Below are 13,675 nucleotides of genomic sequence, written 5' to 3' on the forward strand. Positions count from 1 at the left end.
CGTATCATTTATTAGTAAGGAGATCAAATAATTTAATCAAATTCTTATACTTTCCATACGACTCAATTTCATTTCGTTCTTTAAAAATCTGTTTTTTCTTTATGGTATCTGCTGCAATTCCAGAACTTTGCATGAGATGACAGATTGGTTTTTTTCTTGACTTTAAAATTCGAATTTCCTTTAACAGCAAAATTAATGAGTCATTAAATTTTTTATATTGATCATGATATTCCTTTTTAAGAGATAGGGATTCTTCTATTATGTTTTCCATAAATTTATAATCCTTCTTCTCAATCAAACCAATAGCTCGAACGCAAACCTCGAGATATGGATGTTTTTCTTGAAAGAGGAGCCAATTTCTGTCACCTTCAGCAGATAATATCTTATGTTTTGGATGTTCTTGATGATATCGAATTAAGGAAGGTTCTACGACAAAATTTGCATCAGCTTTATAAAGCCTATAAGCAAATTCAGCATCCTCTGGGCCCCAGCCCTTAAAGGCCTCTTCATAACCTCTGACCCTGTCAAAAAAAGATCTCCTTATCGACAGGTTCCCTAAACAAGCCAGCCATACAAGAGGACTATTTTCCAAATTATGATCTAAATATGTTAATAAATCATACTCGTTATCCCTTCTTTTTACAGTAAATGGCTTTAATTTTCGGAAGCTGTAGATATCCTCTTTACTAAGCAATTGAATCGGACGCATGAACGTTTTTATTATTGACCCTATCTTTTCACTTACTACCTTATTGTTAATACCTTTTTCGATCCTTTCCTTTACCACAGGTCTCTTTCTTATTAAACGGTCAATATCCTTAATTTGTTTCTTCCCAAACTCAGGAAAAAGACAAGTGTAAAGTTTCCCGGTAGGTTTTCCTCCTATTACCACAGCATTCTCGTTTTTCAAATGATGGCGGTAGCGATTATGAATATAATTCGGATCAACAATCATTTCAGCGTCTAAAAAAACAATCACTTTTCCTTCTGACATTTTTACTCCTAGATTTCTTGCCGCCGCAATCCCTATGTTTTGCCTTGTTTTAATATAAATAAACGGGTAAGGAGCTCGATAATTTTTTAAATCTTTAGTTTGATCTGTCGATGCATCATCTATTAAAATGACTTCCATTTTGGATAAATCAAATGTCTGATTTTCTAACGCATAAAGGCTCAAAAGATTAAGGGGATATCGGTTATACGACGGCATGATAACACTAATTTCCATAATCACACTCCTTCCTTTATTCATATCCATCAGGATAGATGGAAAGAAGCTTGCTTTTTATTCCATAATTTTATAGAGAATCTAACATTATTTATTGGTAAGGATGTCAAACAATTTAATTAAATTTGGATATTTACCTAATGATTCAACTTGATCTCGTTCCTTAAATATTTGCTCTCTTTTCAGGGGATTATTTTTAATCCCTGAATGTTTCAATACATTTTCAACCTTCTTATTTTCCGATTTTAGAATGTAAATTTGTCGAAGCATTAAGACAATTGCACATTTAAACTCTTCAAACTGACCAGGAAAATCACTGTAAAGACTATGATCTTCCTGGACAATTTTATTTAAAAAGGCGTAATCTGTTTTTTGAATAAAATTTAATGCTCTAATTGAAACATTTAAATCAGGATGCTTTTTTTGTAAAAGGAGCTTATTTGTTTTGCCTTCCTTTTTTTTATTTGCCGATTCTAGATGTTCTTGGTGATATCTTATTAAACCTTGATCAACGATAAATGTAGCCCCTTCTTTATACAGACGATACGCAAAATCCCTATCCTCTTCTCCCCATTTTTTAAAGTCAGCATCAAACCCTCCTACTTTTTTCACTAGACTCTTTCTTAGAGAAAGATTTCCAAAACAGGCCATCCATGCAATTGGACTTTTTTCAAAATCAGGTCCTAATTGGGATAATATCTTTGTCAAATTTTTTTTGGGGGTAGAAAACGCTCTTAAGCTTGAAAAATGTTGAATATCTCTTTTGTCCAATATTTTAAGAGGGTGTTTTAAATGATTCACAACGGAACTGATATCCTTTATTTTTGTGCTTTTATCCACCATAGTGGATAGACGTCTTTTAACAATAGCTCTCTTGTTTAGAAGGCTATTAACCTCTTTTATTTGTCTCTCGTTAAACCTGGGACAAATAAAAGTATATAGCCTTCTAACTTTATCCCCTATGACAACAGAATTTTTACTTTTCAGATGATGGCGATAATTATTTCTTACATAATTAGGATCTACAATCATTTCTGCATCTAAGAAAATGATGACTCTCCCCTTCGCGTTTTCAAGGCCTCTATTTCGTGTTGCAGCTATACCTGCATTTTTTTTATTTCGTATATATTTAAATGCGTAAGGGGGTTTGTAATATTTTAAGAGTCGGGTTTGGTCTGAAGATGCATCATCGACTAAAATAACTTCCATTTTGGATAAATCAAAATTCTGATTCTCCAGAGCATAAAGGCTATAAAGAATAAAGGGATATCGGTTATATGATGCTAGAATAATACTAACAAGCACGTGAATTCACCTTTCTTTTCGTTAAGCGTTTGGGCTTTTTCTGGTGATCGGTTTTGCTGGTACTCCAGCTGCGGTTTCATTTGGATTGACATCCCTAATAACAACTGCTCCCATACCAACAAGGGCATTCTCGCCAATTGATACCCCCTGCTTTAGAACGACTCCTGGAGCGATCCAGCTATGGCTATTAATTTTTGTATTTCCTCCAATATGTGTTAAATGTGTAATCATTGCATTTTCATCAATAATTACATCATGAGAAATATGCGATAAATTACCTATCTTTACGTTACTTTTTATCACTGTATCTATTAATTTCCCTTTAACAATGCAGGAATTAGTGCCTACTTCTACATAATCTTCAATGATTACTCTAGCAATATGTGGCAATTTAAAGATGGAACCATCCGTATCGTTGTGATAGCCGAATCCGTCTTCACCAATAACCACTCCGCTATGAATAATACAATTAGATCCAATAGAAGTAGAATCATGAATCGTCGCATTGTGATGTATTTGCGTATTGTCTCCTATTTTCACATTATTTCCGATGACAACATGGTGACCTATATAAATATTATTTCCTAATTCACAATTCTCCCCGATCACTGCTGTTTCAGAAATTCCTAAAAGTGAATTTTGTGGATAAAATTTATTCATGACAATAGCAAATGTATCCCTCGGGTTCTCTACTGGAATAAATATGATGCCGGTATTTTCAGGTAAAACAGCATTTCTTGCACAAATAACGACAGAAGATTGAATGGTTGACCAATCGAACGATTGGTCTTTCATCCAGGATAGGGTAAAAGGTTTCGAATGAAATATAGACGAAAAGCCTTTTATTACGGTTTCTTTAGCAGTTTTATCAATGATATCCGGATGATAAAGCTTTTTTTCTATTAAAAAGTCCAGAAGTTCATCGAGTTTAAAATGGATATTCATTTACTCACTCCCCTAGGTTTTTTTATATAATAATGATTCAGAACTCCCCTTATTTCAGTCCTAATATTTTTCTAGCATCTGTTGGCGTTGCTATTTCCCTATTTAATTCAGAGGCATAGGCAGCCAGCCTTTTTACTAATTGTGCATTGCTTTTCGCCAGCTCCCGATATCTATAATAAACATTGTCTTCTAGCCCTGTTCGAATATGACCTCCCAATATAATCCCAAGCAGATTCATAGACAATTGATCTTTACCGACTGCTGCAATAGACCATGTACTGCCTTGAGGAATACTTTCTGTTAGATGCAGAAAATTTTTCGAATTAGCAGGAATTCCACCAGGCACGCCTAAAACAAACTGAAAGTGTAATGGTGGTTTTAAAAATCCTTGCTTTGCTAACTTCACAGCTTGATCAATCATCCCAAAGTCAAAAATTTCAATTTCCGGCTTTATCCCGTTTTCATTTGTCTTTTCGGCAAGCTTACGGACAAATGAAGGGTGATTAATCATGACGCTGTCTTTGCGGTTCATAGAGCCTGGTGTAAAGGTAGACATTTCTGGTTTACATACGAGATGATTCCAACGGTCTTCTTCTTTCCCGCTCTGCCCCCATCCCGTTGTTGTTAAATTGATGATAATATCGCAACGTTCACGAATTTTAGAGACAATCTCCTGATAAAGTTCTACTCTCTGACTCGGGCTCCCATCATTTTCCCGTGCATGAATATGAGCAATCGATGCACCTGCTTTCCAACAATCGTATACCTCCTGAGCAATCTCGTCTGGAGTAATTGGCAGATTGGGGTTGTCTTTCCTTGATGTAATTCCTCCTGTGACGGCGGCAGTAATGATAAGCTTTTCCAATTTTTTTGCACCTCAACTTCCTATTAATAAGTTCTTTTTCTAAAGCGGTTTATTTCCACACTCTTCTGATGATTTCAAAGGCTTCGCCATACTCGAAACCAACAGTCATTCCCCTTACCCTTGCTAAAAATTCCACTCCTTCGTATGAACGCGGATGCGGAAACATCCTCATTTCGACATCATATGCAAGGAGTGCATGTTGTTTTTGATCGATCGTATCGCTAATATCCACAAAATAATTAGGTTTAAATGTTTTATCATTCGTATGCTGTGTCCATTCGCTTGAAGACAAGGTTTCAAAACAAATCAATTCAATTGGTTTTTTTCCCGCAATTGGCCGAATCGCTGTCAAAACGGCCTGATAAGTGATTTGATGATCTCGATTTAAATCTCCATAGTGATGAGTAAAAACCATTTCGGGTTTATATTTTTCTATTAATCTTTCAATTTCTTTCGTAATTTTATGAAGTGGAATTGTTTCCATTTCTAGATTAGGATATTGTAGAAAAATTACTTCCTTTACCCCTAACAGTTGATTAGCCTTTAGAATATTCTTTTGCATATTTTGTTCTTCTTCCTTACGACCCTTAGCAGTAATGACAGTTATAACTTGATGTCCATTTTCTATTAGTTTTTTAATCGTGCCTCCACATCCCAAAATTTCATCATCAGGATGGGAGGCGATAATTAATACATTTTTACTCATAATTTCACCTCATTTGATAGCCTTCAAATATTTATATGAGCGTCATTAATTAATGGAAACGGACAGAAGTGGATTTTGGTAGAATTCGTTTATAGATTTAGAGGAATTAAGAAGCTTTGAATTAGAATGATTTTTTCCATTAGGAGTTCCTATAATTTTTTGCATCAACTCGGAAGTATTGATAAATCCATTTTTTAAGATTTTCTCCTTTGGCATTATATTTTTTTGCGGAAACGAGATTGCTTTTTTTTCCCTTTAATACGCTTGTATTGTCGCCGTGGCCCAGGACATAGGTGACCAATGGATAGTGAATGGTTTTATAATTCATATTAATCTTTGCTAAGTTTTGCGGAACCTTCTGGTGATTCATGATAGACAAACCAAAGAGCTTCTTTTCTGTATCTGCCATCTTAGAAGTTTTCGGAAAATCTTTGTTTGAAAAATAATACAATGCACTGCTTCCGCATCCGATGTAAAATCGGTTTCTTAGCCAAATCTCTTCTAGACCTTGATTAATCATGATCCCTTTCTTAATAAGAAAAGCATTGGAGATTGGATGTGAGCGAATAAACTCTACGAATCTATAGTGTATCCAGTCATCGGCATCGAGAGGCATAAAGTACCCAGAAAACCCAATCTTCCTTAAATATGAGCCTATCACTCTGCGCTTGTGCTTTTTATCTTCCGTAAATTCCGGACCGCTTCCAGGGGGAGGCGGTGGTGGGAAATCGACAGATAACCAGGTAACAAGGCAATGCTGGAGTTCATCTATATCAGGTTTTTCATGGCCGGCAATAATAATACGAAAGTTTTGATCCGTATTTCTCAGAATTGATTTCAGTGTATAGGATAAATTAGCCTGAACCTGTTCCCAATCACGAGAGAGAGTTCTGCTTTTAAGCGAAATGGCAAATGCTATTTCTTTTTTATCTTTCTCTTCATATGTTTTTTCTGAGACATTCGATTCTAACTCTTTAAAATATTTATCAATCCTTTTCAACTCTTTTCTGACAGGGGAAGAAGGGCCAGTTTTTTTCTTTTTTTTCTTGTTCTTTTGCAAATAAATTTCCTCCTTTTCATCCATTTTCCTTACCTCTTCTTATATTCACCTAGTCCTAAATTCCAATAAGGACGCACACCATCATACGGGAAAAATCTTGGTTTTACACTGTATTTTGAGTTCGGAAATTGATCAGTCATTCCTTTCATGAATGAGCGTCGAGGGATAGAAAACCAAATCGGGAAATACCGTTCTAAATCAAACTCATCGGCCTGCTTATATGGCCACTCCTTTCCTGAATGAGACAGCAGCCATTTTGCTCCATTCATCAAACTGGACCCATTAGATGCTTTATAAGACCATAGATCCATTCCAAAGCGATAAGCAATTTCACAGAGATAAATCCACCCCTGAAAATTAAAAAAACAATAGTGGGCAGTTGTATTTCGTTTCAGTTCTTTTGGCTGTGAACCATCCTTTGCAAACTGCTCCCGAATTCTATCCTTTGAACGAGCTAATGTTTTATATAATAGTGAACGATTATTTAGAAATTCTGCTATGGCTGCAACTTGAAGATCATAAAATGTGCCGTGATTATTGCTTGACTTTTGTTCCTTCTTTCCTTGAGCCGAATGGACAAGCCATTCTAAATAGCTAGATAACCACTTTTTAAAATCGATTAATGTTTCCTCATCCATAAAGCCCGCAGCACGAAAAAGCCGGACAGCATCAAGATAGTAATACATATCCTTCATTTCAATGATTCCGGAATTAGAACCTTTGTTATTGTTTCTTCCTAGCCTAACTTGCGCATATTTTAAGTGCGGTGTCATTCGAGTCTCGGGATTTACAAAGAATCTTTCCAGAATTCGTACACCATGCTTTGCGTATTTCTTTTCTTTTGTGAAATACCATGCTAATGCAAGAGTAATAGAGTCATCAAATACATATTGAAGACGGGTTCGATCATACTTCTCACTCTTCGGTTCATACATACGTGTTCCGGGAACCCGTTTGCCATCTCGACGAATATAAGGCATTCCATCCTTCGTCTTTGGGTTGGGCCACCAATATGGAGCTGGATGCCAATAATCGTTAGCATTATTACTAGGCGGTAGCGTTGTTTTATCAATAACTGAATAGGGGCCTCGTGTTAATGCCTCTTCAGCATCAGCTATGAGTTGATCAATAGGAGCTATTTTTTTTCCTGATTCATATTGGTCTAACTCCTCTTTAAGAACATCTGTCCTAAAAAATGATAGCATGATATCTGATCCGCTATCCTTCAGGTCCATTTTTTGATCAGCATTTAATTCCTTTTGCAATGATTTTTTCTTTCTTTCCATTAGATACGTATCACCAACCTTTATTCTATGAACTGACTTTATCAATAGGTATGAAGCAATTGAAATGCTGGTCTATGTTTTGTATATTACTAATTTTTTTATTTTGTATTTTTCAAAAATTGTTTATAGCTTTTTTTCATTCTCTCTAATCTTTTTGGCCACTTAAGACCACAATGGTGCATGATCACCGGATTTTCAGCAACATCTTTACGATTAGGTCTGCTATTCCATTTGAGATCTAATTGACCAATTAGGGGCGTATATTGGGTTGGACCATCATAGGCTTTTATTCTGACATTATGGTTATGGAAGCCTAAAAGATTCAAGAATGCTTGCTGATCCCACCATCCCCCCTTCTGTTTCCTTTTAAATTTCCACACCTTTTCTAGAATTTCTAATGATTTTGGATCCCGCTTTACAACAATTACACCTGAATTTGGAAAAAGTGGATCCCTTCCAAAATAACTCGTCATATACATAACATGGTCTGAATTTAGTTCATCACGAATATCTTCCTGGGGATTAACAATGATGGTATCTGAATCCATCCACATCACAATCTCGTAATATTTTAATAGATTAGTAAGCAAAAAAACCTTATTTCTCTTAGCTAGCTTGTTCGGCAAAAAACTTTCGGTAAAAAACAAAGTATCAATATTATGAAGCTTCCCGTAATATGTAACGGTAGGTTTCATAATATTCAGGGCAGCCTCATGGCTCTCACCAGTTCCTAAACTACAAATAACCATATTACTTTTGGGCGTGATTAAAAAATCATGAGAGGGAATCAAATCCTTGCTCCTTTCTATTTTTTAATGGAAAGCATTCTTTTGTTTTTGCTATTTTTAATAAATGCTGTCCATAATCCGTTTTAAGTAATGGCTCTGCTAAGGATATCAATTGTTCTTTTGTAATCAATCCTTTATTGAAAGCAACCTCTTCAATACATCCAATTTTTATTTTTTTTTGTTTTTCCATTTCTTCAATAAAGTTAGCTGCTTCGATTAAAGATAAATGGGTACCTGTATCCATCCAGGAAAATCCATTATCTAATTGCTCTACAAATAATTCACCTTTATTTAGGTATACCTTGTTAATGTCAGTGATTTCCAATTCCCCTCGTTCAGATCGTTCAAGATTTTTTGCTATTTCTATCACTTGATGATCATAGAAATATAATCCAGTTACTGCATGATTTGACTTTGGAATCGAAGGCTTCTCTTCAAGAGAAATAGCCCTCCCATCATGGCTAATACTCACAACTCCAAACTGTTCTGGGGCATCAACTTCATAACTAAAGATTGTAGCACCTACTTTCCTTTCAGATACTCTATATAAAAGGGAAGCTAGTCCCTCTCCATAAAAAATATTGTCACCAAGTATTAAGGCTACAGGACCACCTCTGATAAACTTTTCACCGATGATAAACGCTTGGCCAATTCCTCTCGGTTCTGGCTCCACTTCGTAGCTCAACGATATCCCTATTTGTGACCCATCTCCTAATAGTTTGACAAACCGCCCCTTATCTTGAGGGGTGGTAATGATTAGTATTTCATTAATTCCAGCTTGCATCAAAATGGAAAGCGGGTAATAAATCATGGGCTTATCATAAGCCGGCAACAAAGATTTTGATATCATCTTCGTTAATGGTCTAAGTCTCGTACCTTTTCCGCCCGCGATAATAATTCCTTTCACTTTGTCCCTCCTCTTTCTTAGAAGTTAATCTCTCCGCTCTTTGATAACTTTCATGTACAAATCCTTTTAGCTTTTTCTAGGACCCTTATACACAAGATTTGAAGAGGCTATTTGTCCTATACTATTCTGAATGCTAAATATTGCTTAGGTTTTTACCAGCATTTTTTCATAGATAATAGACCATTTTTATCGAAACAAATTAGCCGCAATTAGAGAACTTACACTAATGCACACTCATGTATTGGAATTTCCCATAGGATAAAGAAAATATAAAAAAGGATGTGATAAATATGAAGGTAATAGTCACTGGCGGAGCAGGCTTTATCGGTTCCTTTGTTGCAAAAATTTTAGTGCAGACAGGCTATGACGTTGTCATTATTGATACACGAAAAATCATAAAAGAACACGAAGAAAAAAAGTTGAAATATTACCCTATTAATATTTTGTCTCCAGAGATTGAAGATGTGTTTATTAAAGAAAAACCAGATATCGTCATTCATCTTGCTGCCCAAGTTGATGTAAATGAGTCGATTAAATCACCGGTAAAGGATGCAGAAATAAATATTATGGGGACACTTAATCTTCTAAATTACTCAAATAAATATAAGGTAAAAAAATTTATTTTCTCTTCGTCTTCTGCAGTCTATTCCGATACAGAAAAAACAGAAGAAATTACAGAAGAGCATACCATAAACCCTAGTTCATTCTATGGTCTTTCGAAATACATTTCTGAATTACACATTCGTATGTTTAATGAAATGTTTGGATTGCCTTTTACTATTTTTCGTTATGGAAATGTTTTTGGCCCTCGTTCCTCCGGAGGAGATGTAATATCCATTTTTTTAAATCAATTTAAGCTGGGAAATGAGATCACGATTTATGGGGACGGGGAGCAAACGAGAGATTTTGTATATGTAAAAGATATAGCAAGAGCAAATTTATTAGCAATCACGAAAGGGGATAATGAAATCCTTAATTTAGGCACTAATTCTAGCATCAGTATTACTAGCTTATGTACCATCTTAAAAAGTGTCTATCAAAAGGATATTCCCATTATTTATAAACCAAATCGTCAAGGTGAGATAAGGAATAGTAAATTGAATGCAGAAAAAGCAAAATCTATTTTAAATTGGACCCCAGAATATGAGCTTCAAGCGGCCTTAAAAGAAATAGTTTCAGTTCTGCCTAATTCTAATTAACAGTACCTATCCATCATTCAATAAAGTGAAACTTCCATCAGTGGGGGTCTTACTGCCCGTTAATCTGCGATAAAACATTTTTAGTGGGGTGAAAAAGTGGTTTCAATTATAGCTTGTACGATTAGAGACGACATGATGGACAATGTGTTTAATAATTACTCAAGGCAATTATGGCCGGATAAAGAGCTAATTATTATATTAAATAATGACAATATGAAAATAAAAAAATGGCAAAAAAAAGCAGAGCAGTATGAAAATGTTTCCGTTTACCAGCTCTCTGAAGATAAAACATTAGGAGAGTGCTTAAACTTCGGAATTGAAAAGGCAAAATATGATATCGTAGCAAAATTTGATGATGATGATTACTATTCACCTTATTATTTTTCAGAAGCAATGGAGATTTTTCAAACAACTGATGCACAGTTAGTCGGTAAAGGTGTTTCTTTTATGTATTTTGAAAAAAATAAGCTATTAACATTAAGGAAGATTGGAAGTGAAAATCAAGCAGGAAAAAGTGGTCTTAAAGGAGGAACACTCATTTTTAGAAAGGAAATTTATCCAACAATAAAATTTCCTTCGCATAAAGGTTCAGGAACTGATTCTAAATTTGTTAGAAAATGCAGAAAAAAAAATATTAAAATATACTCTACTAGCAGATACAATTATGTTTATATTCGAAGAGTAGATAAAAATTCTCACACATATAAGCAATCCAATGCAAAGCTAAAAAAGAAAAGTGAATTTAAAAAGAAAGTGGAAAATTTCGAATCATATGTAACGAAAGAGTTTGGAAGCTAATATATTCCTTGTTGAACATAAAGCTGCACTAAATTCGTTAACCGATATTTTACTTTAACACGTTAATAAATCTATACATCCCTACTACCTAAACTTAATTAAATTCACTCCTTCTAGGCAGGAAACTCACTCAAAAAACAGTGCTCGACCATATGCTGATTCTGACTATATATTTTAAGGAGTGAAAAGCATGGGTATGTGCAGTAAGCGTAAAAAGAAAGATCATCACAAGAAACATAATCACCATAGTGATGATCGCTGGGAACATAACGATGATCACGGCAAGGACGATCATCATGAAGACCATCATAAGAAGCATAAAAAGCATAAAAAGAAGAATTGCAAAGATCATCACAAAGAAAATTGTGTGGAAGAAGTTTTAGAAGCCATATTAAAAGCACAAAAAAAAGTCAAAGTCAAAAGAGAAAAGGTTTGCAAAGTTTCATGCAAGGAATCCATTAAAGAGCTATTAGAAGAAGAAAAAAAGCCAAAGAAGAACACAGTACCTTTCATTCTTTATTGTGATTGTGAACCTTTCAAAGGCACTGGAGTGACGACATTTACTAGCCATTCGAAAAAGAAAAAGTTCGCTTGTATATCTACTTTCATTTTTAGAATCAAGGACCTTGACGATAATTGTGCCGTTCTTGAACTTTTAACATTTAAACCTAAAAAGTGCTGTCATGAAGATTCAGGTAAGAAATGTGACCATAAAGAGCCTTCGTCACCTTGCCGTCAAATCGATCATAAGGATGTAGATGATTTAATAAGAACCGGAATTTGTATCACTGTTGATCTCTCTTGCTTCTGTGCAATCTCCTGCTTGCCTGCCATAAAATTATAGATTCGGTACAACCATTCCTAGCCTAGCAACAAAGGCTAGGACTATCAAAATTGTATTCTAAATTAAAGGTGAACCCGATTTTTGAGTTCACCACAAATACATAATATAGCTATCCGCCAAAGACTTCTAGGACGTCCTCTAGGTCTTTCATATCCAAAATGTTTGATGATCCTTGTTTATTATTCAATGGAGCTAATCCTTGGAAATTGTTGATTGGAGGGTAACCATGCTGCATCATTTTTTTAATTTCTGCTAATTGAAATAATATTTCTTCAGTACCTCCATTAACCCCCTTGGGATGAAAGTAACTATTAAGGGCTGATAACAATAGGTGTATAAGTGTATTGTTATTGGCATGATATTCTATTTGTTCTTGGATTTTTGATGAAACCAAAAGTGAATCACCCGTTTTTACATCAATGAAACGATCAGGAAGAGTTAAGGCAATATTATTGATGTAATCTGTATATATTCTAGACATTTCCATCATCCTTTAACTTTTTGCACTTATGAGATCATTTGTTTTTTCTTGATCTTTTTTTAATTGCTTCATTTTTGCAAGAACCATCAACCCAAGGACATTCAGTTTTTCCATATTTTCAGGGAATGTTAAATTAATTGGTCTCCCTCTTTCAGACCATCTGACTGCAGCTTCTTGAATCTGCTTTTGAGCCATTTTCGCTGCTCCCCCAACCGCAATATACCGGGTTGCACCCTTTATCTCATTGGAGCTTGAGCGGACACGATCAAAGTGCTCAAGATATTTAATAGCCATTGATTTTAACTGAGGGATAATATACTTACTAATGTCCTTTCTTACTCCAGCAAATGGTTCAACATACCACTCCGAAGGTCCGCCCGCTAATTTTTCTTCTAGCTCTGAACGTGAATCGAATTTATATAATTCATTCTTACTAACCTTTTGAATGATATTATCGAGAAATTGATTAATTCCAAAAGTTTCTCCCTCAACAGAAGCTACAGGTTTATTATTCTTAATACCTACAAAATCTACTGAGTCTCCCCCAAGGTCGCCAATAATAATCCCTTTCCTCGATTCATTTACAAGGGCATCATCCTTTATTCCTAACGTATCCTGATCACGAGTAAGGCCTAAATATGCACATGCCCCTTCTGCACCAATAATTACATCCTCTACATGTAATTTTACAACCAATTCTTTTGGCTCTGGGATTCCCGGCACCTTATGGAAAATGACGGTATGTGTACCTATTAATCGCTCTCTAAATCGTTTTTTCTTTACTTTATATTGAGTCGTCGGCAATGAAACAGCTAATTGATCAATAGTAAAATGCAGCTCTGTTTCTCCGGGATTTAAGAATAAAGCATGAAAAGCTGCTAAGCCAAAAAGCAGAATATATGTGCGATCTTCGTCAACCTTTTGATTGTTAAAAGCGGTTAAGCTCACATCCCGCTGTTTTGCAGCTGCTTTTCCTATATAATATATTTCCCTTTTATCAAGTATTGCCTGACTTTTCACTTCAACAATTAGAGTTTCCTCAAAATCTACATCATCGTCTTCGTAAGGCTTTTCATAAAACTCCTCATCGAATAGGGCGATTGCATTAGGAATTTGATATTCGCATTCTACCCATTGGTCAGAAGCCATCGCCTTATACCAGCTGTTACCTATATCAACGGCAAGAAAATTTTGTCTCTCCATTTATTCCTCACTCCTCCTTTTGAATCCTATGCAGGATAGGCACTCATTTGTGCTGGTCCA

The 13,675-nt window shown here is 35.2% G+C and carries 14 protein-coding genes; 3 read left to right on the forward strand and 11 right to left on the reverse strand.

Going from position 1 to position 13,675, the window contains the following annotated elements; translation table 11 throughout:
• Positions 1-4 precede the first annotated feature (4 nt).
• The 9 genes from KHA94_RS21415 to rfbA all read right to left on the reverse strand — a co-directional run bounded on the left by KHA94_RS21415 (position 5) and on the right by rfbA (position 9,090).
• A complete protein-coding gene (locus tag KHA94_RS21415; protein ID WP_213104155.1) occupies positions 5-1,228 on the reverse strand; it encodes a glycosyltransferase family 2 protein in 1,224 nt (407 codons plus the stop codon).
• Between the two features lie 87 nt (positions 1,229-1,315).
• On the reverse strand, positions 1,316-2,533 hold the full coding sequence (locus KHA94_RS26570) for a glycosyltransferase (protein ID WP_213104156.1): 1,218 nt from the start codon (positions 2,531-2,533) through the stop codon (positions 1,316-1,318).
• Between the two features lie 21 nt (positions 2,534-2,554).
• Positions 2,555-3,478, reverse strand: a complete 924-nt coding sequence (locus tag KHA94_RS21425) for a UDP-3-O-(3-hydroxymyristoyl)glucosamine N-acyltransferase (RefSeq protein ID WP_213104157.1) — start codon at positions 3,476-3,478, stop codon at positions 2,555-2,557.
• Positions 3,479-3,527: 49 nt separating this feature from the next.
• Positions 3,528-4,343 (reverse strand): beta-keto acid cleavage family enzyme, encoded by an 816-nt coding sequence (locus KHA94_RS21430; protein WP_213104158.1) that lies wholly within the window; start codon positions 4,341-4,343, stop codon positions 3,528-3,530.
• Positions 4,344-4,392: 49 nt separating this feature from the next.
• Positions 4,393-5,049, reverse strand: a complete 657-nt coding sequence (locus KHA94_RS21435) for a PIG-L deacetylase family protein (protein WP_213104159.1) — start codon at positions 5,047-5,049, stop codon at positions 4,393-4,395.
• A gap of 139 nt (positions 5,050-5,188) precedes the next feature.
• A complete protein-coding gene (locus KHA94_RS21440; RefSeq protein WP_213104160.1) occupies positions 5,189-6,109 on the reverse strand; it encodes a hypothetical protein in 921 nt (306 codons plus the stop codon).
• A 29-nt stretch (positions 6,110-6,138) separates the two neighbouring features.
• Positions 6,139-7,395 (reverse strand): alginate lyase family protein, encoded by a 1,257-nt coding sequence (locus KHA94_RS21445; RefSeq protein ID WP_213104161.1) that lies wholly within the window; start codon positions 7,393-7,395, stop codon positions 6,139-6,141.
• Between the two features lie 98 nt (positions 7,396-7,493).
• The gene (locus KHA94_RS21450) at positions 7,494-8,186 is read right to left on the reverse strand and encodes a putative nucleotide-diphospho-sugar transferase (RefSeq protein WP_213104162.1); all 693 of its coding nucleotides are present in this window, start codon (positions 8,184-8,186) and stop codon (positions 7,494-7,496) included.
• Complete coding sequence (gene rfbA, locus KHA94_RS21455) at positions 8,170-9,090, reverse strand: glucose-1-phosphate thymidylyltransferase RfbA (protein ID WP_213104163.1); 921 nt, start codon at positions 9,088-9,090, stop codon at positions 8,170-8,172. The genes KHA94_RS21450 and rfbA overlap by 17 nt, the downstream gene beginning before the upstream one ends.
• A 290-nt stretch (positions 9,091-9,380) precedes the next feature.
• On the opposite strand from rfbA, the gene KHA94_RS21460 reads away from it, so the two are divergent.
• The 3 genes from KHA94_RS21460 to KHA94_RS21470 all read left to right on the forward strand — a co-directional run bounded on the left by KHA94_RS21460 (position 9,381) and on the right by KHA94_RS21470 (position 11,931).
• Complete coding sequence (locus KHA94_RS21460) at positions 9,381-10,289, forward strand: NAD-dependent epimerase/dehydratase family protein (protein WP_213104164.1); 909 nt, start codon at positions 9,381-9,383, stop codon at positions 10,287-10,289.
• A 96-nt stretch (positions 10,290-10,385) separates the two neighbouring features.
• On the forward strand, positions 10,386-11,087 hold the full coding sequence (locus KHA94_RS21465) for a glycosyltransferase (protein ID WP_213104165.1): 702 nt from the start codon (positions 10,386-10,388) through the stop codon (positions 11,085-11,087).
• A 190-nt stretch (positions 11,088-11,277) separates the two neighbouring features.
• Positions 11,278-11,931, forward strand: coding sequence for a CotY/CotZ family spore coat protein (locus KHA94_RS21470; protein WP_213104166.1), 654 nt, complete (start codon positions 11,278-11,280; stop codon positions 11,929-11,931).
• Between the two features lie 109 nt (positions 11,932-12,040).
• Here the strand turns inward: KHA94_RS21470 and KHA94_RS21475 are convergent, their stop codons facing one another.
• Both KHA94_RS21475 and KHA94_RS21480 read right to left on the reverse strand, forming a co-directional pair.
• On the reverse strand, positions 12,041-12,412 hold the full coding sequence (locus tag KHA94_RS21475; RefSeq protein ID WP_213104167.1) for a hypothetical protein: 372 nt from the start codon (positions 12,410-12,412) through the stop codon (positions 12,041-12,043).
• A gap of 12 nt (positions 12,413-12,424) precedes the next feature.
• Complete coding sequence (locus KHA94_RS21480) at positions 12,425-13,615, reverse strand: ParM/StbA family protein (RefSeq protein WP_213104168.1); 1,191 nt, start codon at positions 13,613-13,615, stop codon at positions 12,425-12,427.
• Positions 13,616-13,675 lie beyond the last annotated feature (60 nt).

It is taken from the genome of Cytobacillus citreus (assembly GCF_018343665.1).
Lineage (GTDB): Bacteria > Bacillota > Bacilli > Bacillales > Cytobacillaceae > Cytobacillus > Cytobacillus citreus.

Coding starts and splice junctions, on each gene's coding strand:
- KHA94_RS21415 (WP_213104155.1), bottom strand. CDS start 1,228: ATGGAAATTAGTGTTATCATGCCGTCGTATAACCGATATCCCCTTAAT.
- KHA94_RS21425 (WP_213104157.1), bottom strand. CDS start 3,478: ATGAATATCCATTTTAAACTCGATGAACTTCTGGACTTTTTAATAGAA.
- KHA94_RS21435 (WP_213104159.1), bottom strand. CDS start 5,049: ATGAGTAAAAATGTATTAATTATCGCCTCCCATCCTGATGATGAAATT.
- KHA94_RS21445 (WP_213104161.1), bottom strand. CDS start 7,395: ATGGAAAGAAAGAAAAAATCATTGCAAAAGGAATTAAATGCTGATCAA.
- KHA94_RS21460 (WP_213104164.1), top strand. CDS start 9,381: ATGAAGGTAATAGTCACTGGCGGAGCAGGCTTTATCGGTTCCTTTGTT.
- KHA94_RS21470 (WP_213104166.1), top strand. CDS start 11,278: ATGGGTATGTGCAGTAAGCGTAAAAAGAAAGATCATCACAAGAAACAT.
- KHA94_RS21475 (WP_213104167.1), bottom strand. CDS start 12,412: ATGTCTAGAATATATACAGATTACATCAATAATATTGCCTTAACTCTT.
- KHA94_RS21480 (WP_213104168.1), bottom strand. CDS start 13,615: ATGGAGAGACAAAATTTTCTTGCCGTTGATATAGGTAACAGCTGGTAT.